This window comes from Ruminococcus sp. AF20-12LB (assembly GCF_003478985.1).
GTDB lineage: Bacteria > Bacillota > Clostridia > Lachnospirales > Lachnospiraceae > Blautia_A.
Genome location: NZ_QUGH01000005.1, coordinates 155454 through 175582, shown reverse-complemented (window position 1 = coordinate 175582; position 20129 = coordinate 155454). Strand labels below are relative to the sequence as shown.

At 41.6% G+C, this 20129-nt stretch carries 23 protein-coding genes; 15 read left to right on the top strand and 8 right to left on the bottom strand.

Going from position 1 to position 20129, the window contains the following annotated elements; genetic code table 11:
• Position 1 precedes the first annotated feature (1 nt).
• The 4 genes from rimO (at position 2) to DWX61_RS08485 (ending at position 4144) form a co-directional block, all read left to right on the top strand.
• Entirely contained in the window at positions 2 to 1339 is a 1338-nt protein-coding gene (gene rimO / locus DWX61_RS08500; RefSeq protein ID WP_118624814.1) for a 30S ribosomal protein S12 methylthiotransferase RimO, read from the top strand.
• On the top strand, positions 1323 to 1862 hold the full coding sequence (pgsA, locus tag DWX61_RS08495; protein WP_015525184.1) for a CDP-diacylglycerol--glycerol-3-phosphate 3-phosphatidyltransferase: 540 nt from the start codon (positions 1323 to 1325) through the stop codon (positions 1860 to 1862). Before rimO ends, pgsA begins: the two co-directional genes overlap by 17 nt.
• Positions 1863 to 1893: 31 nt before the next feature.
• Complete coding sequence (locus DWX61_RS08490) at positions 1894 to 3150, top strand: competence/damage-inducible protein A (protein ID WP_118515409.1); 1257 nt, start codon at positions 1894 to 1896, stop codon at positions 3148 to 3150.
• A gap of 298 nt (positions 3151 to 3448) precedes the next feature.
• Entirely contained in the window at positions 3449 to 4144 is a 696-nt protein-coding gene (locus DWX61_RS08485) for an Ig-like domain-containing protein (protein WP_118624812.1), read from the top strand.
• An 86-nt stretch (positions 4145 to 4230) separates the two neighbouring features.
• Here DWX61_RS08485 and DWX61_RS08480 read toward each other — a convergent pair whose 3' ends face one another.
• Both DWX61_RS08480 and DWX61_RS08475 read right to left on the bottom strand, forming a co-directional pair.
• Positions 4231 to 5061: a Cof-type HAD-IIB family hydrolase gene (locus tag DWX61_RS08480; RefSeq protein ID WP_118624810.1), complete on the bottom strand. Its 831-nt coding sequence runs from the start codon at positions 5059 to 5061 to the stop codon at positions 4231 to 4233.
• An 87-nt stretch (positions 5062 to 5148) separates the two neighbouring features.
• The gene (locus tag DWX61_RS08475; protein ID WP_118624808.1) at positions 5149 to 6732 is read right to left on the bottom strand and encodes a glucose-6-phosphate isomerase; all 1584 of its coding nucleotides are present in this window, start codon (positions 6730 to 6732) and stop codon (positions 5149 to 5151) included.
• A 305-nt stretch (positions 6733 to 7037) separates the two neighbouring features.
• Here DWX61_RS08475 and DWX61_RS08470 point away from each other — a divergent pair, with 305 nt between their 5' ends.
• The 6 genes from DWX61_RS08470 (at position 7038) to DWX61_RS08445 (ending at position 12378) form a co-directional block, all read left to right on the top strand.
• Positions 7038 to 8363, top strand: coding sequence for a Na+/H+ antiporter NhaC family protein (locus DWX61_RS08470; RefSeq protein ID WP_015525177.1), 1326 nt, complete (start codon positions 7038 to 7040; stop codon positions 8361 to 8363).
• Positions 8360 to 9061, top strand: coding sequence for a DNA alkylation repair protein (locus DWX61_RS08465; protein ID WP_118624806.1), 702 nt, complete (start codon positions 8360 to 8362; stop codon positions 9059 to 9061). Before DWX61_RS08470 ends, DWX61_RS08465 begins: the two co-directional genes overlap by 4 nt.
• A gap of 21 nt (positions 9062 to 9082) precedes the next feature.
• Entirely contained in the window at positions 9083 to 10537 is a 1455-nt protein-coding gene (locus DWX61_RS08460; RefSeq protein WP_118624804.1) for a P-loop NTPase family protein, read from the top strand.
• A gap of 127 nt (positions 10538 to 10664) precedes the next feature.
• Positions 10665 to 10865 carry a hypothetical protein gene (locus DWX61_RS08455; protein WP_118624802.1) on the top strand — a complete coding sequence of 67 codons (201 nt, stop codon included), beginning with the start codon at positions 10665 to 10667 and terminating at the stop codon, positions 10863 to 10865.
• 656 nt (positions 10866 to 11521) lie between these two features.
• Complete coding sequence (locus DWX61_RS08450; RefSeq protein WP_147419615.1) at positions 11522 to 11929, top strand: hypothetical protein; 408 nt, start codon at positions 11522 to 11524, stop codon at positions 11927 to 11929.
• The gene (locus DWX61_RS08445) at positions 11926 to 12378 is read left to right on the top strand and encodes a PDDEXK family nuclease (protein WP_118624798.1); all 453 of its coding nucleotides are present in this window, start codon (positions 11926 to 11928) and stop codon (positions 12376 to 12378) included. Before DWX61_RS08450 ends, DWX61_RS08445 begins: the two co-directional genes overlap by 4 nt.
• A 49-nt stretch (positions 12379 to 12427) precedes the next feature.
• On the opposite strand, the gene DWX61_RS19255 is transcribed toward DWX61_RS08445, so the two are convergent.
• Positions 12428 to 12562: a hypothetical protein gene (locus DWX61_RS19255; protein ID WP_286188066.1), complete on the bottom strand. Its 135-nt coding sequence runs from the start codon at positions 12560 to 12562 to the stop codon at positions 12428 to 12430.
• A 434-nt stretch (positions 12563 to 12996) separates the two neighbouring features.
• Here DWX61_RS19255 and DWX61_RS08440 point away from each other — a divergent pair, with 434 nt between their 5' ends.
• Both DWX61_RS08440 and DWX61_RS08435 read left to right on the top strand, forming a co-directional pair.
• A complete protein-coding gene (locus DWX61_RS08440; protein ID WP_118624796.1) occupies positions 12997 to 13362 on the top strand; it encodes a hypothetical protein in 366 nt (121 codons plus the stop codon).
• 10 nt (positions 13363 to 13372) lie between these two features.
• Positions 13373 to 13798, top strand: coding sequence for a DUF488 domain-containing protein (locus DWX61_RS08435; RefSeq protein ID WP_118624794.1), 426 nt, complete (start codon positions 13373 to 13375; stop codon positions 13796 to 13798).
• 115 nt (positions 13799 to 13913) lie between these two features.
• On the opposite strand, the gene DWX61_RS08430 is transcribed toward DWX61_RS08435, so the two are convergent.
• The 5 genes from DWX61_RS08430 to DWX61_RS08410 all read right to left on the bottom strand — a co-directional run bounded on the left by DWX61_RS08430 (position 13914) and on the right by DWX61_RS08410 (position 16439).
• Positions 13914 to 14126, bottom strand: coding sequence for a hypothetical protein (locus tag DWX61_RS08430; protein ID WP_118624792.1), 213 nt, complete (start codon positions 14124 to 14126; stop codon positions 13914 to 13916).
• A gap of 34 nt (positions 14127 to 14160) precedes the next feature.
• Positions 14161 to 14379 (bottom strand): hypothetical protein, encoded by a 219-nt coding sequence (locus tag DWX61_RS08425; protein WP_118624790.1) that lies wholly within the window; start codon positions 14377 to 14379, stop codon positions 14161 to 14163.
• A gap of 653 nt (positions 14380 to 15032) precedes the next feature.
• Positions 15033 to 15353: a DUF3307 domain-containing protein gene (locus tag DWX61_RS08420; RefSeq protein WP_244790355.1), complete on the bottom strand. Its 321-nt coding sequence runs from the start codon at positions 15351 to 15353 to the stop codon at positions 15033 to 15035.
• Between the two features lie 17 nt (positions 15354 to 15370).
• Positions 15371 to 16090 carry a hypothetical protein gene (locus DWX61_RS08415; protein WP_118624788.1) on the bottom strand — a complete coding sequence of 240 codons (720 nt, stop codon included), beginning with the start codon at positions 16088 to 16090 and terminating at the stop codon, positions 15371 to 15373.
• Between the two features lie 112 nt (positions 16091 to 16202).
• A complete protein-coding gene (locus tag DWX61_RS08410; RefSeq protein WP_118624786.1) occupies positions 16203 to 16439 on the bottom strand; it encodes a hypothetical protein in 237 nt (78 codons plus the stop codon).
• 501 nt (positions 16440 to 16940) lie between these two features.
• Here DWX61_RS08410 and DWX61_RS08405 point away from each other — a divergent pair.
• From DWX61_RS08405 to DWX61_RS08395, 3 genes are all read left to right on the top strand, one after another.
• Positions 16941 to 18083, top strand: coding sequence for a trigger factor (locus DWX61_RS08405; protein ID WP_118624784.1), 1143 nt, complete (start codon positions 16941 to 16943; stop codon positions 18081 to 18083).
• Between the two features lie 834 nt (positions 18084 to 18917).
• Entirely contained in the window at positions 18918 to 19892 is a 975-nt protein-coding gene (locus DWX61_RS08400) for a transglutaminase domain-containing protein (RefSeq protein WP_118624782.1), read from the top strand.
• 1 nt (position 19893) lies between these two features.
• Positions 19894 to 20115, top strand: a complete 222-nt coding sequence (locus DWX61_RS08395) for a hypothetical protein (protein ID WP_118624780.1) — start codon at positions 19894 to 19896, stop codon at positions 20113 to 20115.
• Positions 20116 to 20129: the final 14 nt, after the last annotated feature.

The window sequence follows — 20129 nt, the reverse complement described above, 5'->3', positions numbered from 1 at the left end:
TATGAAAATATTATTCATCTCTCTTGGCTGTGACAAGAACCTGGCGGATTCCGAAGAAATGCTGGGACTTCTTACAGCCGGAGGTCATGAGATCACAGACGATGAAACGCAGGCAGATGCAATCGTGATCAATACCTGCTGTTTTATCAAGGATGCCAAGGAAGAGAGTGTGGAAACCATTCTTGAAATGGCAGAGTACAAAAAAACAGGAAGCTGCCATGCACTGATCGTTACCGGCTGTATGGCACAGCGATACCAGAAAGAGATCATTGAGGAGGTTCCGGAGGTCGATGCTGTTCTTGGAACTACATCCTACGGCGACATCGTAAAGGCTCTGGAAGAAGCAGTAGCCGGAAATCATTTCGAAGAATTCCGTGATATTGATTATCTGCCGGATACAGGAAGCAAACGTGTCCTTACAACAGGTGGACATTTCGGCTACCTGAAGATCGCGGAAGGCTGCGACAAGCACTGTACCTACTGCATCATCCCGAAGCTCAGAGGTAAATTTCGAAGCGTTCCTATGGAGCGCCTCATTGCCCAGGCAGAGGATATGGCTGAACAGGGAGTGAAAGAACTGATCCTGGTAGCACAGGAGACCACCGTTTACGGAAGAGATCTTTATGGCAAAAAATCTCTTCATATTCTTTTAAAGAAACTCTGTGAGATCAGAGGTATCCGTTGGATCCGCATCCTTTACTGTTATCCGGAGGAGATTTACGATGAACTGATCGAAACCATTCGTGATGAGAAGAAGATCTGTCATTATCTGGATATTCCGATCCAGCACGCGTCGGACCGCATTCTTAAGAGAATGGGCCGCCGTACTTCCAAACAGGAACTGATCGATATTGTCGAAAAGCTCCGCAGGGAGATTCCGGATATTATACTGCGTACAACTCTGATCACCGGATTTCCGGGTGAGACGGAGGAAGACCATGAAGAACTGAAGGAATTCGTAGATGAGATGGAATTTGATCGCCTTGGTGTCTTCACTTACTCTCCGGAGGAGAATACCCCGGCAGCAGAGATGGCAGACCAGGTTCCGGAAGAAGTGAAGGAAGAACGCAGAGACGAGCTGATGGAACTTCAGCAGGAAATCTCTTACGACAGAGGTCAGGATCGTATCGGACAGGAACTTCTTGTTATGATCGAGGGAAAAGTTGCAGATGAAAGTGCCTATATCGGACGTACCTATGGGGATGCACCGAAGGTTGACGGATATATTTTCGTTCAGACAGGCGAACTGCTTATGACAGGTGATTTTGCAAAGGTACGTGTGACAGGTGCGCTTGAGTATGATTTGATAGGAGTGCTGAGCGATGAATACACCGAATAAACTTACAGTTGCAAGAATGATACTTGTACCATTTCTTGTAGTTTTCTTACTGACAGGATGGGGAGGAGAAGCAAACCGCTGGATCTGTCTTGCGATTTTTGTCGCAGCAAGTGTGACAGATTGGTTTGACGGTCATCTTGCCAGAAAATATAACCTGATAACCAATTTTGGAAAATTTATGGACCCGCTGGCTGACAAGCTTCTGGTATGCTCTGCCATGATCTGTATGATTGAGGTTGACAAGCTTCCGGCATGGGTTGTGATCATTATCATCGGACGGGAATTTATCATCAGTGGTTTCCGTCTGATCGCAGCTGAGAACGGAATTGTCATTGCCGCAAATTACTGGGGAAAATTTAAAACCGTTTCCCAGATGATCATGATCATACTTCTGATGCTGGATTTCGGAGGTGTTTTTGCAGTGCTGACACAGATATTTATCTGGCTGTCTGTTGCACTGACCATCATCTCCCTGCTGACTTATATCATGCAGAACAGAAAGGTCCTTTCCATGCAGGAGTAGGGATCAAAGTATACGAAAGGAGTTTCTTTTCATGATCACAGAGCTGATATCCGTAGGAACCGAGATCCTTCTTGGAAATATCGTAAATACCAACAGTGCCTATCTTTCTGAAAAATGCGCCCTGCTTGGGTTAAGCGTTTACTATCAGGATGTAGTAGGTGATAATGAAGGCCGTATGCGTGACGTGATCCGTACCGCACTGGACCGTTCTGATGTTGTGATCCTCACAGGAGGCCTTGGACCAACAGAGGATGATATCACCAAGGAAGTAACTGCGGATCTGATGGGAATGCCGCTTAAGGAAGATTCCCACTCAAGGAAACTGATCGATAAATATCTGAAGGAATATGAGAAAAACAATCCTCAGAGACGTATCACGAAGAACAACTATAAACAGGCCATGGTCCCTGAGGGAGCCATTGTTCTTGACAATCATAACGGAACTGCTCCAGGACTGATCCTTGAGAAAAAAGGAAAAACCGCAATCCTTCTTCCGGGCCCTCCCAATGAACTGAAGCCCATGTTCGAGGAGTACGTTGTCCCGTATCTGCAGAAAAACCAGCCGGAGATCATTGTATCCCAGATGGTGAAGATCAGCGGGATCGGTGAGAGTCAGGTAGCAGAGGAGATCCAGGATCTGATTGAAAGTCAGACTAATCCTACCATTGCACCTTATGCCAAAACCGGTGAAGTGCATCTTCGTGTGACAGCAAGCGCAGAGAATGAAAAGGTCTGCAGAAAGCTGATCAAACCGGTTGTCAAGGAGCTGAAGAAGCGTTTTGGAAAGAATGTTTTTGCCACAGATGAGAGTAAGACACTTGAGGAAGCAGTGATCGATCTTCTGAAAGAAAAAGATCTGAAGCTATCCCTGGCGGAATCGCTCACCGGCGGTATGATTGCCCAGCGCATTGTCAATGTATCCGGTGCGTCGGAGGTGTTTGGCTATGGCTTTGTGACTTACAGTAACAAGGCCAAGCATAAATGTCTGGGAGTGAAGAAGCGTACTCTGAAGGAGCAGGGGGCAGTTTCCGCCAAATGTGCCAGAGAAATGGCAAAGGGTGCCTGCAAAGCATCTGGAGCAGATATCAGTATTTCCGTGACGGGTCTGGCAGGACCGGGAGGCGGAACAAAGGAAACTCCGGTTGGTACTGTATTTATGGGCTGCTGCTATAAGGGCAAGGCCATTGCCAAAGAGTTCCATTTCACAGGAAACCGCACGCGGATCCGCGAGCAGACTACAGCGCATGCGCTGGCGATGTTACGTGACTGTATCATTATGAGCAGATAGCGAATGTCTTGATCATCTGTCTGGCGTTACAGATCAACCATAATATTTTTTTATACAACAGGACTGATTTTTAAACAGATGAAACTTTTGAATTCAAGTATCTGTATCAAAAATCAGTCCTGTTGTATTTTTGTTTCCTGATAATAAGCCTTGGTATGAGCGACGAAAGAATATAAATGATCATATTTGCAAGGATACTATCATAAGTGCTAGTGTTTTTATCAGGGATTTCCTCTAAAATGTGGTTAAAGCAATATATGACGTAAATATACGTTTTACCGGAAAGAGGGAAATCAGAATGAAAAAGAAAAAAAATCTGTTGTGTTTTGTGCTGCTGATCAGCCTTATTTTTACGATGGCATTCGGAAGTGTGACTGTCAGCGCCGCACCAAAACTGAACAGAACAAAAGTAACTCTATTAAAAGGTGAGAAGCCAACACTTAAGGTTACCGGGACCAGGCAGAAGGTTGCCTGGAGATCGTCCAAAAAGAGCGTTGCGACCGTAAACAGCAAAGGCCAGGTGGTTGCCAAAAATAAAGGTTCCGCAACGATCTATGCAAAGGTAAGCAAAAAAACATATAAGTGTGTTGTAAAGGTAGAGACACCGAAGCTCAGCAGGACATCGCTGACATTAACAGAAAAAAAATCCAGTGCCATTAAACTGACAGGAACAACTGTGAAGGTGAAATATTCTTCTTCCAATCCTAAGATCGCACGTGTGGATTCCAAAGGAAAGATCACCGCAGTGAAAAAAGGAACGGCAGTAATCACAGCGAAGGCAAATACGAAGAAATTTAACTGTAAGGTTACAGTAAAAGCAGCGCAGAAACCGAAGCCGACACCTACACCGATGCCGAAACCATCTTTAAGTGCCACCACCTTAAATATGAATAAAGGTGATGTGAGACAGCTTCAGGTTGGGATCAGTCCTGGCATGATCTTTTTACCAGGATCAAACAGCCGGCAGGAAACTATGAATATTGATCGAATATGAATGCTCCGCCATTCAATCCCATTCTAAAAAAGGAATCGACAGCGTAAAAACTGTCGGTTCCTTTTGGGGATACATAATAGAATATCTCATCGGTGCAGCGCATATTTTTCAATGGCGCGTGCTACACCGTCTTCGTCATTGGAAGCAGTAATATAATCGGCTGCTTTTTTTACCTGGGGCTGTGCATTGGCCATGGCTACGCCAAAACCGACTTCCCGGAGAAGATGGACATCGTTGTCACCGTCTCCGCATGCCATAATGGATTCTCTTGGGATTCCCAGCATTTCGCCAAGAGCAACAAGAGCGGTTCCTTTGTTGACACCGGCGGCGTTGATCTCAATATTGTAGCTTAAGGAGCCTACAAGCTCCAGCTCCTTAAGTTCACTTAATTCCTTCCAGGCGGCGGCACGTTCCTCCATGTCTGCAAAAAGCGCCTGGACTTTATCCATGCTTCTGTTTTCTTTTGTAATGACATCCTGGATGTCTGGAACCGCGATACGGGTAGTACGGACATAATTCCACATATTAGGGTCGTGATGGTATTTTCCTACATTATCAAGCTTGGCAGCGTCTGCATATCCCTGACCGTCAAAATAGATCTCACTTAAAGTATCATATTTTTCAAAGATACGGAGAGCTTTTTTTGCACTTTCCATGGGAAGAAGCTGCTCGATAAGAAGTTTATTATGGTCTGTATCAAGGACTCTGGCTCCGTTGGAGGTGAGAGCATAGTGAATTCCCGGAAAATTTCTCAGTTCCGCGGGAATGCCGGTATATGGCCGGCCGGTAGCCATCAGAACAAGGATACCTGCATCAATAGCTTCCCTGAGAACGCGCCTGGTATTTTCTGTGAGTTCTTTTTTTGTATTCAGAAGAGTTCCGTCCAGATCAAGACCGATCATTTTTATCTGCTGCATATTTAAGATTTCCTTTCCCGGTTAAGGTCACATATACAGAAAAACCGTCCCGAAAAAACATTTTCCGGGACGGTACCTATCTGTTTATCAGATATCAAGAAGATCACTGTAAACTTTCAGTGCTCCGTCTGTATCATGAGCGAGAACACGTTTTGCAAGAACCTTACCAAGCTGTACACCCTCCTGGTCAAAGCTGTTCAGGTTCCATACAAAGCCCTGGAACATGATCTTGTTCTCAAAGTGTGCAAGAAGCGCACCCAGAGACTTCGGTGTAAGTTCCTCACCAATAATGATACTGGAAGGACGTCCGCCCTTGAAGTTTTTGTTCAGGTTCTCATCTTCTTTTCCACATGCAAAAGCAACGATCTGTGCTGCAACGTTTGCACAGAGCTTCTGCTGGCTTGTGCTGTTCTCGATATCAACATCAACACCAAGCTGGCTCTTCTTAAAGCCGATGAACTGAAGCGGAACAATATTAGTTCCCTGATGCAGAAGCTGGTAGAAGGAGTGCTGTCCGTTGGTTCCTGGCTCACCAAAGATCACCGGTCCGGTCACATAATCCACCGGCTCACCAAAGCGGTTTACAGATTTACCGTTAGACTCCATATCACACTGCTGAAGATGAGCAGGGAAGCGGCTTAATGCCTGTGAGTATGGTAAAACTGCAGTAGAAGGATATCCCTGTACATTTCTCTCATAAACGCCGATCAGGGCATCCAGCATATCCGGGTTCTCAAGAATGTTCTTATTTGTTGCAAGCTTATCCTCCTCGGCAGCTCCGTCAAGCAGCTCTGCGAATACTTCCGGTCCGAATGCCAGGGAAAGGATTGCTCCGCCTACACCGGAAACAGAAGAATAACGTCCGCCGATATAATCATCCATAAAGATTGCGGTAAGGTAGTCATCGCTCTTTGCCAGAGGAGAAGTCTCACTGGTTACTGCAAGCATATGCTTGGACGGGTTTAAGCCGGCTTTTGTGAGAGCGTCTTTTACGAATGCCTCGTTAGTCAGAGTCTCGAGGGTTGTACCGGATTTGGATACAACGATGAAAAGAGAGTGAGCAAGATCTACAGATGCAAGAACAGCAGCTGCATCATCCGGGTCAACGTTGCTGATGAATTTTGCTTCCATCTTGAAGGTGTTGTTTGCCTTTGCCCAGTTTTCAAGTGCGATATATAATGCACGCGGTCCCAGGTCACTTCCGCCGATACCGATCTGTACAACCGTAGTGAATTTCTCACCGGCTTCATTTGTGATCTCGCCTGCATGTACTTTGTTTGCAAAATCTGCAGCTTTCTTCTGCTGAGCTACATAGAATTCTCGCTTGTCCACACCGTCAACAACAACAGGCTCGCCAAGCTGTGTACGTGCAAGATGATGAAGGACCATACGTTTCTCGCCTGTGTTGATCACTGCGCCGTTATATAATTCCTGGAATTTTTCGATCAGTTCTGCCTCATCAGCCAGTTTGGAAAGTGCGTCAAGAACGGTCTCGTCCACTTCCTTAGCTGCGTAATTGTAAGCCAGACCTGCTGCCATCGGTACGCTGTACTTCTTTACACGTTCTGCACCCTGCTCGCCGGACATTGCTTCTGCAATGTTCACGTGATCTTTCAGACCGTTAAGTTTGCTGTAAGAAGCAAGAGTGTCCAGATTTTTCCATGTTGCCATAATCATATTCCTCCTTTAATGACTGTGATCAGAGATATCAACATAAATCCTTCGGATATCTTTTTCACAATTGTCTACAGCCAATTATACTGAAAAAAGCTCTGGATTTCAACGGAAGGAACGATTTAATTGGTGAAAATCTTGTTAAATAAGGTAAAAAATATCAGAGATAACAGGATCGTGACGGAAATATGAAGAAGTTTCCGTCAGCAACAGGACAGGAATGGGGAAATATGATATGATAGAAAACAGATCACCCGGAGAAAAAAGCCGGGAAAATAATAAGTGATGAAGGGAATTGTTTTATGGAGGAAATGAAGAAAAAAGGAAATGTGATCGCACTGCTGCCTATCGGTGTTTTTCTGGTCCTGTATCTGGGACTGGGGATTTTGTTTGAGTATGTGATGAAGATCCCTATGGGATTTTATAATGTACCGATCGTTGTGGCTTTTCTGTCTGCGATCCTGGTGGCATGTGTTCAGAACAGAACGATCAGCTTTGACAGAAAGCTGGAGCTTATGGCAAAAGGAGTAGGAGATAAAAATATCATCACCATGCTTCTGATCTTTCTGACCGCAGGCTCTTTTGTGGGTGTTGTGGGGCGCAGCAGTGCAGAAAGTGTGGCCTACTGTATGCTTTCTCTGATACCGGCACGTTTTTCTGTTGCGGTATTGTTTGTAGTTGCCTGCTTCGTATCTGTGGCTATGGGAACTTCCGTTGGGACGATCACGCTTCTTACCCCTATTGCGGTAGCGGTTTCCAAAGCTTCCGGTTTTGATATGGCATTTTGTGTGGCATCGGTGATGGGAGGAGCCATGTTTGGTGACAACCTTTCTTTTATTTCTGATACCACGATCGCAGCCTGCAACGGTCAGGGCTGTCAGATGAAAGATAAATTCCGGGAAAATTTCTGGATCGCATTTCCGGCAGCTGTTGTTACACTGCTCCTGATCCTTATTCTGTCTTTTCAGACAGAGATTCAGGGAAGAGTGGTACAGGATTATCATCTTGTGCAGATCCTTCCGTATGTTCTGGTGCTGATCGGCGGGATTATCGGCATCAATGTATTTGTGGTACTTCTGATCGGAATTGTCTCCGGAGCATTTATTATGCTTCTTGGAGGACATATCACGCCAGTGGAGCTTCTGACAAATATTGGCTCCGGTGTTTCCGGGATGTTTGAGACCTGTATGGTGGCTATCCTTGTAGCAGCCATGTGTGCGCTGATCCGGGAGCATGGAGGCTTTGAAGCACTGCTTTCCGGAATACAGAGAGTTTTTAAAGGGAAAAAAGGCGGACTTCTTGGTATGGGACTTCTGGTTGGAACTATGGATATCGCAACAGCCAATAATACGGTGGCCATTGTTATGGCCAACCCCATTGCAAAGGAAATGGCGCTGGAATATAAGATCACTTCCAGAAAGACAGCTTCTATCCTGGATACATTTTCCTGTATTTTCCAGGGGGTGATTCCATATGGAGCCCAGATGCTGGTTGCCATTTCTGCGGCAAAGGAACTGGGATTTGAGCTTTCTGCTTTTCAGATCATGCCGAAACTGTTTTACCCCATGCTTCTGCTTGTGAGTTCTCTGATCGCGATCTTTGGTATAAAAGGCGGGGATGATAAATGAATCAGGAAGAGATGATCCGGGATGTCCGGAAAAGACTGTTTGAAATGCAGGATACAGGATATCGGGATTTTCATGCAAGGCTGGTTCCGACTGTGGAGAAAGAAAAGATCATCGGTATCCGGACACCGATACTCCGGAAATTTGCAAAAGAATTTGGAAAAACAGAAAGATCCGAAATGTTCCTGAAGGTTCTTCCTCATCAGTATTATGAGGAAAATAATCTCCATGGCCTGCTGATCGAGCAGATCAGAGATTATGATAAATGTCTGAAAGAACTGGAGCGTTTTCTTCCGCACATTGATAACTGGGCGACCTGTGATCTGCTGGCGCTCCATATGATGAAAAAACACCGTGATATATTTATCCGGGAGATTTATCGCTGGATGGAGTCGGATAAGCCGTATATCATCCGGTTCGGGATCAGTATGCTGATGCGCCATTATCTGGACGAAGGATTTAAACCGGAATATCCGGAGAAAGTGGCAGCGATCCGCTCGGAAGAATATTATGTAAATATGATGCGAGCCTGGTATTTTGCTACAGCGCTGGCAAAACAGTATGAGAAGATCCTTCCATTCCTGGAAGAGCAGAGAATGGATATCTGGACTCATAACAAGACGATCCAGAAATCCATTGAAAGCTACCGGATCACACAGGAGCAGAAGGATCATCTCAGGACACTGCGGATAAAGAAATAAACAGCAGGTAAGGGTTGGAATATGAAGGCAATATCAATCTATGCACTTACAAGAAATCAAAATATGGAATGTGTCCAGAAGCTGGAACGCCAGCTTTCCGGCAGAGATTTTTTTCTCAGGATCAAAGAGTGGGAACTGGAAAGTATGAAAGTACTGGTGAAGCAACTGGAACTGCATATGGAAGAAGTATATAAGCTCCGGCTTTTTTATTCGTTCCAGATCCCGAAGCTTGGAAAGGAGTTTGATCTCCTTCAGATCAAGGATGATCAGATCGTAAATATTGAACTGAAAAGTGGCAGTGTATCGGATGAGGCTATTCGAAGACAGCTGATCCAGAACCGGTATTATCTGTCTGTTTTTGGGAAACCGATCCTATCCTATACCTATATCAGCAGTGAAGATCGTCTGGTGAGACTGACCAATCACGATCACATTGTGGAGGGGGACTGGAAACAGCTATGTATTGCATTGGGGAAAGAAAGCCCGGACTATGAGGGAGATATCGAGGATCTGTTTCAGGCAGAGCTTTATCTGATCTCTCCGCTGACAGAACCGGAGCGTTTTCTCAAAAAAGAGTATTTCCTTACTTCCCAGCAGAGAGATATTGAACGGCAGATTCTGAAGAGAATACGTGGAGAAAGAGGAGGATATTTCTGGTTCAGCGGACTTCCAGGAACCGGAAAAACATTGTTGCTTTATGATATTGCGATGAAGTTGTCCGTGCGCCAGAGAGTCTGTATCATTCACTGTGGAGAGGCGGGAAAAGAATGGAAGATTCTTCATGAACGTCTACGGCGGATAGATTTTCTGGCAGATACTCAGCTGGACGGAACGACGGATCTTGGCTGTTACAGCAGCATTCTGGTAGATGAAGCACATCTTCTTTCCCCGGAAAAATTGTCTGTTCTGCTTACCTGGAGTGAGCGCCGGCCTGTGATCTTTTCCAGTGATTCCGAAGATGTGATATCACCGGAGGAGTTGGATCGAAGTATTGTGGAGGGACTGGGAAAGCTGCCGGGAATTCAGAAATTCCATCTGACAAACCGGATCCGTACCAATGCGGAACTGTCTTCTTTTATTCAGAACATGGTACATCTGCCGGAAAAAAGAAGCTCCAGATGGTATCCGCATATTGTGGTGATGTATGCCAACAATAACAGTGAGGCGGAAAAGCTTCTGCATGATCTTGTGAAACAGGGATTTAAGGAGCGGACAGAAGAGGCTTCCGGGCAGCCTGGTGTCCAGGCGGTGAGACCTGAGGAGAAGATTGTCGTATTGCTGGATGAACAATATTATTATGATGAAAACGGATATCTCAGATCCAGGTGTTCTTCGGGAGAATATTCTAATGTACGAAGTCTTTTTCACCTTCTGAACCAGGCAAAAGAGAGCCTTGCCCTGGTGGTGAAGGAGAATATGGCAGTATATGAAGTGCTGCTTGAGATCCTGCAGATGAAGAAAAAGCATATACGTTGAATTTTCGTGACTGTAAACTAACTGACTCTCCCTTGAAATCCCCCACCATTCCGTATATAATGGGAACGTTGTGGGGGATTTTCCCTGCTTGGCATTATGTTAAACAATAACTTCTGAAAGGAATATTATGAGAACTCTAGCTTTAAGCGATGAAATTTTAATGAAGGTTGACAAAGCTGCCCGCTATATCGGCGGTGAAGTCAACTCCGTAATGAAAGATAAAAATGCGGTAGATATCCGTTTCGCAATGTGCTTCCCGGATGTCTATGAAATCCTTTTTCTATTCGATGCCAAAACACAATATATAGTGTCTGGGAATGTTATTTGATAACAATATTTTGATGCCGATAAGTGTTGCTTGATACCAAATGACATTAAATGATACGATGACAAGTACCCATTTTTGACCATATTTTCTCATGATTTTTTACCCCATTTTTTACACTTTATGCCCCTTTCATTTACAAATCTTATTTCTCTAATACAAAAGACAAATATGTTATGACCAATCTTTTATTCTGTACTTAAATAGAATTTATGATGTCAAAAAATAACATACTAAACTCCAAATGCAGCAGATAACCTCTGCCAGAAGATTTTCTTACAGTTCTACTATGTAAGATATTTTTGGCAGAGGTTATTTTTTGTAAAAACATTTGCAATATTAATAAGGTCTTATTTTGGCTTATACTTATTGACTATACCTTCGCTGTTTTCAGCATTGGGGGATGCTGTCATTTCTTTAAGGGTATTTACCAAACTATCTGCTTCATCAAGTCTTAGTCTATAATCCCTTTCCAAGTTTGCTAATCTATTTATAATTTGATGAATTTCATTCTTGTCAAGAACAACACCTGAATTGCAGGAAGAAAATATTGTAGAAAACCGATTTAGCAGAATAACAGATCTAATGTTTGCAGACAGCAGCAGAGAATTGTTGAAAAACGAATTGTAAAAAGATTTGCATAAGAAAATAAATAGTATTTGGCAGAAGAGTTGTTTGTTATTAATCCGATATGGAAAATAGAAGAAACTACCTGGATGGATATCTGCTATGCCCGTCTGACGGGAAAAGATGTCAGTTCGCTGGAATCTTTGTCCTACCGGGAAATCCAGGACAAAGAAAATGATTTTTTATTCCAGGCGGAAGGGCTGGTTCAGAAACAGTTGGAAATGGCTCAGCATAATGATTATCTGGATAAAAGGGATTTTGTGTCTTTTTCTTACAAAGGTCATACCATTTACGATCCATGGATCCGGGAAGATATGCAGGGCGAGCCGTTTGCCTGGAGCCTGCATGAAGATCTAAAAGCAGGTGTAAATCCATTTGAATATTATGGAAAGAAACTTGTTGCAAGATTTATAGTTGAAATTGTGGAGAAAAACCAATGAATACAGATTGGGAAAAATTATCTCCGCTACAGCTCGGACAATTCGGGGAATACTATGCAAAGATGGAATTTGCTTCTTATGGATACGAAGTATATACCTCAGAAGTGGATGACCATGGCGTGGATTTTATTGCAAAGAAAAAGGATACCGGAATTTTTTATGAAGTACAGGTAAAATCCCAGTATAAGGGCAAATATCTATTCGTAAAAAAAGATAAGTTGGTTATGGACGACCATCATCTGGTCTGCTTTCTTCATTTCTTTCAGAACCAGCTGCCTGTTGTATATATTATCCCTGCGACGGCCTGGAGCCATCCAAATGCGGCACTCGTGGACCGGACATATGGTAAGCCGGGACAAACGAGCAAACCAGAATGGGGCATCAGTCTGGCAAAGAAAAACCTTCCTTTGATTGAAAAGTATAAGGCAGAAAAATTTCTTCAGAAATAAGAAAATGGGAAAAGCCAGGGCATATCACATTACGCTCTGGCTCTTGTTTTCATAAGCTGTTAATATATTCCAATAATTTGATTGTTTCTTCGGGGGTCAGATGGTATTCTGGTTCCATACACAATTGTAACAGAATGCTTTGGTCAAAGAAATCTTTGATTTTTAAAATAACAGAATCTAACATAATGAGTTTTCCTCCTTCCGTAACATCCATTGTATCAGTTTTGCACATATCTCACAATGAACAACATCGCCCATAATTATAATTCCATAATTATAATACAAAACAGATACTATTTTTCTGGAAAATCAAAAAATCAGATTGACTTTTTCAAGGATGCTGTTAGAATAGCAGTATAAACATTTGCAACTAAATACGCATTAGGATTCGGATAATTCTTCAAGGGCTTAGTGCGTCATATTGAGAAACTGTACTGAGCTTGATGAATGAATATGGGCTCAGTTTTTTATTTCTTAAAAGCCCTGTAATCCATCCTAATGCGGAGTTGGAACTGCGTATAGTTTTCCAACAGAGACATGCTGCTTCTGACAACAGCAGGGGATGGTAACCGACAGCCGGAAACTAAAAATCGTAGAATTCCATGGAGGTAAATGTTTATGAAGAAATTAGAATTTGCAAATATCGTATGTGAGGTATCGGTTACTGAAAACTATAAAATGTTCTCAGAAGTAACGTGTGAATACGAAAAAGATACAGTTGCTTATGCAGTGGAGCGTTTCTTCTGCCGCAGCAGCCGTTTCCGTCGGGAATGCACTCTGGAGAGCTGGCAGATCCGTACGACAAAGGGAAGAGAAAGAATACATAAGTTTTCTTACCTGATTCCATCCGTTCTTCTGGAACTTCCAGGCAACTGGACTAGACTGGCAGGAGAGATTAATGCAGCAGGTGTAAAAGTATGGAAAGTGGAACTGCTTCTGGAGCATCCTTGTTTTCAGAAAGCAATGCCGAGAAAGGTAGGCTGAAGAGAAAATTATGATTTATATTGATCAGATTCCGAACATCTGCACATCAGACTATGATGAGGTTTGGTGGATTGTCCGTTCTCCGGATAGTTCACCAAAAGAAGAAAAACTGGTCCAATCCCTGGCTCCGTCCAGTGAACTCTTCCTGAGATATCGGAAGGCTTTCCATGCTGGACAGTTTGGTCCGGAATTTTTCCAGAAAGAATATGTTCCGCAATTCATTTCAGAACTATCGAAAAATGAAAATGCGAAAGCTAATCTGGATTATCTGTGCAGAGAAGGCAGCAGAAGAAAGATTGTCCTTGGATGTTATTGCGAAGAAGAGGCGCTTTGCCATAGAAGCATCATTGCAGGGATCTTGCTTGGAATGGGAGCAGAGATTGATACCAGTACAGAATACAGGAAATATTATGAAATGTTCCGCCGTTGCATCTGACATGGCAAAAGTGCAGGAAAAAGGCACCTCCAGAACAGAGGTGCCTACAATTTGCCATTTTGTTTGATATCTTGTACAGCTTAGATCTGCTGAGATTGGACTTGCCTTAAATAAATTACAGCCTGTCCAAATAGTACATGCTGATAATGCGTTCTACGTTGTCATCATAACCGTATTTGCTCCGCATGTAATCAATCAGTTCCTCTGCCTTACGTTCCCATTTTTCTCTTTCAGCACTTGTACGGGCATCGGAATGTTTACGCAGAATCTTATCTGCCTTTTCATTGAATTTGTACCAGTCATCTGAACTTGTTTCTAATCTTGCCATTTTTTGATCCTCCTATAATATGTTTTTATATGTATCAGCGAAGACGGTCGAGGTAATTATCATTGATAATCATCTGAACCTGTTTGTCGCCAAGACCATATTCTGCTCGCATTTCTCTTGCCAGGGCCTCTCCTTTTTCTGCCCATTTGTCTCTTTCGTCATAAGTCGTCGCATCCGCACATTTGCGGTGGATATAATCCGCTTCTTCTTTCAGTCTGTAATCTTCATCTGACCCACTTCTCAAAAAACTCATAGAAAATTCCTCCTTAATGTTTTTTTAATTTTCTGGATGGAACCAGAATGTTATTGGATTTTTTCTTGCCCATTATCTTAGCTATCTGCTACACCTCCGCTCTTATTTTCTTCCCCGTCTGATACAGAGAGGGTGGGAGATGAGAGGTCTGCGCCATCCAAAAGTTTTGCTTTTAACAAATGCACTTTTCTTATAAAAATCGTCCATATTTCTAAAAATATTGCATATTAGTGATGCAATCGCTTTAGGAAGGAGGATGGTTTGTAGAAAAGCAAGAAATCCCCTGCCTCTAAATGAAGCGTAGGCAATGGGATGAATTTTAAAAGAAACTTAACGGCAGCGGTGGGCGGAGAGAAATCGGTATCCCCCCGTTGACATGAGGTTAACCACAGTCGGGATCATCCCGGCGTGTCAGACTCCGTAAATACCGACTGCGAGTTGAAACAACATAGCAGTTTTCATTCCATATGGATGGACGATGCCCAGATGTGGAAGGTTCTGAAACCAGGAATCGGAATCTTCAGGGAACAGATCAGAAGATTCCTTAAAACTGTTTTTCTGGCTTTTGTCTGTATAGGTTATTGTTTTTCGCCTCCTTTCTTGTTGTTGGTATTATCATAAAACAACTTTCTTTAAAATGCGATGTCAGTATATTACGAAAGGGGGATTGACACCATACAATATGAAATCGGCAGCAGATATATGGTTAAAACCATATAGTGCAGGGTCTGATCCATGATAACACTAATTCGGTCGTACCTGGCTTTTAGGGTATCAATTAAGAAATGAGAGAGAAATACCAGCAGTATCCTCTGATCCAAACCGAAACAGAGATAAAATGGAAAACAATACAAACTGCAATGAACGAACATATGATATGAATTTTTTCCTTTTGTTTCTGCTATGTATGGTGTCTGTAGGAAGTAATCCCCAAGCAGATGGCAGAAGAAAAGCTGTATGGTTTTCTCCAGCAAAAATTTCGCTTCCTTTGTTAATCGAAGTTTATATCAGGATTTAACTCTGCCGGACTTTGCCATTCAATTCCAAACTGTTCTTTCAGAATCTTCTTTTTGGTTCCCCAATACAGATGGCAGAAACCAAAACGCTCTTTTTCATTTTCTCCAATCTGCTTTCGGATCAAACGTTCCAATTCCAGCTCTATTTTTAAATATTCGTCTGTATATTCGATAGGATCTTCTTTATGATCTTTTGGCGTATCCCAAAAAGAATATCCATACTTCAAACGGAATTCCATATCTTTGAGCTCTTTCCAAAATGCCAGTTTTTTATCTTCGACCAACTCGTCCGTGAATTGTAAGCTGGCATCTGGCAGCTTTTTGCATAGAATTTCTTCCAGAACACTGTTACTTTTCAAATCAGAATCAATGGCAACCAGAAAATGCTCCATAATCTGGGTCAGTTTCTCCTTTGTGATTTCACCATTTTTATACTCATCAACCAGAGCAAGAAAGAATGATTCTGCAAACTTTGCCGGAAAAGTACCTTCCGGATTCTTCCAGAATATATTCTGGATTTTGAGAGAATCTGAATCAATTGAAAGTTTGTCCAGCACCTCCCGTACTAAAGCTGTATAAATTCTATTATCCAAGATCCAGATAACATCTCCGGGTTCCAGATCTCCATTGTATTTACAAAGATATTTTTTGGTGTGCCCATGTTTGTCCTTTCCAAAAATTACGTAACAATACATAAAAATAATCCTCGTCTTTCTATTATTTTTTACTATACATGCATATATGCATCAGAAGAATATTACCCTGCTTCATAGGCAGACATTCAGAATCCATTTTCATGTCTGATATCTACCTTTCTATATACCACATCAGTTCCTGCTTATCAAACACAATGACAGCCTCAAAGAACTCCCACTCATCATCGTCATCAAATCTACAGATGTAGCGGATGGTGTTTCCTTTCTGCTCTTCCTGAAGTACTGAAAGATCCAGTGTCTTTCCTCTATAGTGGCAATGGTAAGGTTTTACACGACCGTCTGGGTGAAACCAAACAGAGACTGGGATTGGTTCTAATGTTTTATTCATAATCATGTCCTCCTAAAAATATTTCTTGACATAATCCTAACAAATATAATGACTTTTTTATAGCCTACTTTTCGTAATCATCTGACACCAGGACTGTTGCAAATAATCTTAAAAGAGGATATCCGCTTTATGCAGAAAAACGTGAATTTAACGGGACACCGGGGAAACAGAGAAATTGCGGCATGTACCGTATAAGCCTACGCCATGGACGGAAGAGAGAAGGCTCCGTCTGAAAGCTGTGTAAGAACCTTTCAAAAGAAAGGCACTGGTAGACGAAACAGAAAGGTGGAAAGAAAGCCTGGTTCCCTATCAGAAACCAGTAACAGTCGTGAGTCTTTCAATGCTGGCCACTACAAACTATTGGAAATGAACTTTCACTGTATGTTTTTTTGAAAAATTTGTACTATTTAAGCCTGTGACACAAATAAAGTGTTTCAGCTTTTTTACTTCCTTTTGACCCAAATAACATATTAAGATCATCAATATTTAAAAGAGTTTAAAATGCGAAGAAAAACGGTTCTTTTTCTGTGCCTGTTAACCTCTATGGCAGGTATTTTATCTGGATGTGGAGGGAACAAAACAGGCGAAACAAATGTAACACTGGAAACTTTGGCTGAAGACCCATCTGGTTCCCCAACCATTACTTCCGATGCTGGAACCATACAGTTTAAGGGCACAACATCCAAAGATGAAGTGTATGATTTTGGATACAAAGCATCTGATTATATATCCCTGGGAGATTACAGTAACATTAAAGTTGAACAGACTCCGTCTGAAGAAGTGACAGATGATGAAATACAGTCCAGGATTTCGGATCTGATGAAAAAAAAGGAAATATGGATTGATAAAACAGAAGGTAGCATAAACCGATATGATCTTGTGAATCTGGATATTATCTGCACCGTCGATGGGAAAGAGTATACCCCAGGTAGCAAAAAGGATATGAATCTAAATGTTGGGGCAGGAAATTATTTTTCAGAATTTGAAGAAAAATTGATTGGGAAACAGCTCGGGGATACCATTACATTTGAACTTGCTCTTCCAGATAATGATACGTTTACACAACAGGCTGGGAAAAAGGGGGTTTTTACCGTATACCTGAAAGCTGTTCGGACACAACCACAGCTTACTGATGAAATTGCAGTAAAGCTGTCTGATCAAAAGTATCAGTCTGTTAAAGAATACCAGCAGTATATAAAAGAAATGCTGGAGGCAGAAAAAGAAGAGCAGCATAACTATAATGTCTTTATGGAAGTTATGACGCAAATTGCTGATTCTATAGACATAAAAGAAATTCCAGAAGAAGAGTCAGAGAATGATCTGACCTATGAAAAGATCCAGCAAGAAGCAGACGCAAAGGGAATTGCACCTGCAGAACTTGCTCAGGAATATGAAGTGGCTGGCAAAAAAATATCCATGGATAGCACGGAAGAACATTCTATGGATCTTCTGATTCTTTATATTGCAGATCAGAATGGCATTACTGTTACCGGTGGTGATATTGCAGAGTACAAATCCAGTCTTCTGGAAAGAGGTACTTATTCGGAAGAAGAACTTGATAAAACACTGAGTGAACGAAAGCTGGCGCATCTGGCATTAAATAGAAAGGTTTTGGCATTTGTCGCAGAATGTGCTGAAAATTAATTTTTATAAAAATGGGCTGATTGTAATACAAAATAACATATTAGAAATAAAAGCAAGCTTTTCACAAATGAACTTTTCTTATAAAAATCGTCCGTATTTCTAAAAGTATTGCATATTAATAATGCAATCGCTTTAGAAATACGGACGATTTGTAGAAAAGCAAGAAATCCCCTGCCTCTAAACGAAGCGTAGGCAGTGGGATGAATTGTAAAAGAAACTTAACGGCAGCGGTGGGCGGAGAGAAATCGGTATCCCCGCTGACATGAGGCTAACCACAGTCGGGATCATCCCGGCTTGTCAGACTCCGTAAATACCGACTGTGAGTTGAAACAATTAAGCAAGAAGAATTGAAAAAGAAATATAAGTTGATATTTGTTGTTACATCACTGAGCCCTTCGGGGCTCTTTTTATTACCAGAACGAAATCCCAGTGCGAATGTTGCCAGCTTCAGCCGTGCAGAGGACGTCAATCTGCAACTATCTTTCAGACATAGTACAAGATGAATTCGCCACATGAATATAAGATTCTAATGTATTTTATCTTTTGATTTTATATAGATGTCGAAAAATGTCTGTTTTTGTCGAATTTTAAGCATATTTACCAATTTTTTATATTGTTTCATAATAACATATGGTAATATATGCCATAAAATGGTATAATATATGATGCGTTTAATAGAAACTTATTAGCTTTTTTAAGACGTATCAGGTGTCAGTCTGTTACGAAAACCTCAATTGCCAATAGGTTGCTTTCATGAGATAATCTATATGAATTAAAAGTAACTTATCTTCATAAAAAATTGAAGATATCATTTATTTGAGAAATGAGACAAATATGGACAACAGATATTATTATTCCATCTGCAATGAATTAGAGAAAGATATATATACCTGCATTTTAGAAGGATTACTGGATTATCAGGATATTATCTACATAAATAGCCATTATCCAATTACCTCTGCAATGGTTGGCACTATATTTAAGATGGTACTATATGACAATCCAAAAATCTTTTACACAAGCACACAGGGTTGCATGCTTGAACAGACTGGTGCATCTGTAAGGATACGTCCAAAATATTTTTTCTCAGCGCATTCTACTGTTGAATTACTGGAATGGTTAGATGAACGTATTACAGAAATATGTACTCCAATACTTCATGTAGAGGATCAGTTTTCAAAGGAAATCTTCATCCATAATTATCTTATCCAGAATGTAAACTACAGTGCATCTGTTGTTTCCCAGCCTGTGAATGCTTACACTGTAGTCGGAACCCTTCTGGAAAACAACAGTGTATGTGCTGGCGTTGCATTAAGCTTCAAGCTTCTTATGGATTATCTTGGGGTACCATGTATTGTAGCGACAGGAATTACAACGAATGAATCCGGTAACTCAGAACATCATGCCTGGAATCTAGTATCCATTGATCATTCTTATTATCAGGTTGACGCCACGTGGGATTTGCTAAATGGACAGGATAGCCGGATTATTAAATATGATTATTTTAATCTGACTTCCAGTGAAATGTATCAGAGCCGGATTCCTGATCATGAATATCCACCGTGTACCAGCCACCGTTACAATTATTTTTCATATACAGAATCCATTGTGCATTCACCTGGTGAATTAGTTTCTTATGTTATAAAACAGATTCATCTAGGTGAAAACAGGATTTATTTTAAATATACCTTTGATTCATCCACAATGAAGGATAATCTAAAATATTATTTGAAAAAAGTGCCATTTCTTGGTGCTTACCGTTACTGGATTAATGAAACTACTCGAACTGTATTCATTATGAGGATATAAAATGGAAGATTTAGAAAACATCCGGTTAAACATTAACAGCAGTATAGTAAAACTGAAAAGAGAATGGAATTCTGTCCGGGAAACATGGAAGGATTCCAAGGCGAAAGAATATGAAAAAAAATATCTTACTCCTGTCGTAATAAAGCAGTCCAGTATTTCACATGATATTGAAACACTTGGAAAAGTAGCTGATAAATTAAAACGGCTTGGAGTTGACATTTAATTTAATGTCAGGAG

Excerpts from the sequence above, each read along its gene's own strand:
- DWX61_RS08440 (WP_118624796.1), top strand. The coding sequence starts at position 12,997 with ATGAAGAAATTAGAATTTGCAAATATCGTATGTGAGGTATCGGTTACT.
- DWX61_RS19255 (WP_286188066.1), bottom strand. The coding sequence starts at position 12,562 with ATGTTAGATTCTGTTATTTTAAAAATCAAAGATTTCTTTGACCAAAGC.
- DWX61_RS08470 (WP_015525177.1), top strand. The coding sequence starts at position 7,038 with ATGGAGGAAATGAAGAAAAAAGGAAATGTGATCGCACTGCTGCCTATC.
- DWX61_RS08400 (WP_118624782.1), top strand. The coding sequence starts at position 18,918 with ATGGACAACAGATATTATTATTCCATCTGCAATGAATTAGAGAAAGAT.
- DWX61_RS08415 (WP_118624788.1), bottom strand. The coding sequence starts at position 16,090 with ATGTATTGTTACGTAATTTTTGGAAAGGACAAACATGGGCACACCAAA.
- DWX61_RS08480 (WP_118624810.1), bottom strand. The coding sequence starts at position 5,061 with ATGCAGCAGATAAAAATGATCGGTCTTGATCTGGACGGAACTCTTCTG.
- pgsA (WP_015525184.1), top strand. The coding sequence starts at position 1,323 with ATGAATACACCGAATAAACTTACAGTTGCAAGAATGATACTTGTACCA.
- DWX61_RS08475 (WP_118624808.1), bottom strand. The coding sequence starts at position 6,732 with ATGGCAACATGGAAAAATCTGGACACTCTTGCTTCTTACAGCAAACTT.
- DWX61_RS08455 (WP_118624802.1), top strand. The coding sequence starts at position 10,665 with ATGAGAACTCTAGCTTTAAGCGATGAAATTTTAATGAAGGTTGACAAA.
- DWX61_RS08435 (WP_118624794.1), top strand. The coding sequence starts at position 13,373 with ATGATTTATATTGATCAGATTCCGAACATCTGCACATCAGACTATGAT.
- DWX61_RS08445 (WP_118624798.1), top strand. The coding sequence starts at position 11,926 with ATGAATACAGATTGGGAAAAATTATCTCCGCTACAGCTCGGACAATTC.
- DWX61_RS08410 (WP_118624786.1), bottom strand. The coding sequence starts at position 16,439 with ATGAATAAAACATTAGAACCAATCCCAGTCTCTGTTTGGTTTCACCCA.
- DWX61_RS08425 (WP_118624790.1), bottom strand. The coding sequence starts at position 14,379 with ATGAGTTTTTTGAGAAGTGGGTCAGATGAAGATTACAGACTGAAAGAA.
- DWX61_RS08460 (WP_118624804.1), top strand. The coding sequence starts at position 9,083 with ATGAAGGCAATATCAATCTATGCACTTACAAGAAATCAAAATATGGAA.
- DWX61_RS08395 (WP_118624780.1), top strand. The coding sequence starts at position 19,894 with ATGGAAGATTTAGAAAACATCCGGTTAAACATTAACAGCAGTATAGTA.
- DWX61_RS08490 (WP_118515409.1), top strand. The coding sequence starts at position 1,894 with ATGATCACAGAGCTGATATCCGTAGGAACCGAGATCCTTCTTGGAAAT.
- DWX61_RS08485 (WP_118624812.1), top strand. The coding sequence starts at position 3,449 with ATGAAAAAGAAAAAAAATCTGTTGTGTTTTGTGCTGCTGATCAGCCTT.
- DWX61_RS08430 (WP_118624792.1), bottom strand. The coding sequence starts at position 14,126 with ATGGCAAGATTAGAAACAAGTTCAGATGACTGGTACAAATTCAATGAA.
- rimO (WP_118624814.1), top strand. The coding sequence starts at position 2 with ATGAAAATATTATTCATCTCTCTTGGCTGTGACAAGAACCTGGCGGAT.
- DWX61_RS08465 (WP_118624806.1), top strand. The coding sequence starts at position 8,360 with ATGAATCAGGAAGAGATGATCCGGGATGTCCGGAAAAGACTGTTTGAA.
- DWX61_RS08405 (WP_118624784.1), top strand. The coding sequence starts at position 16,941 with ATGCGAAGAAAAACGGTTCTTTTTCTGTGCCTGTTAACCTCTATGGCA.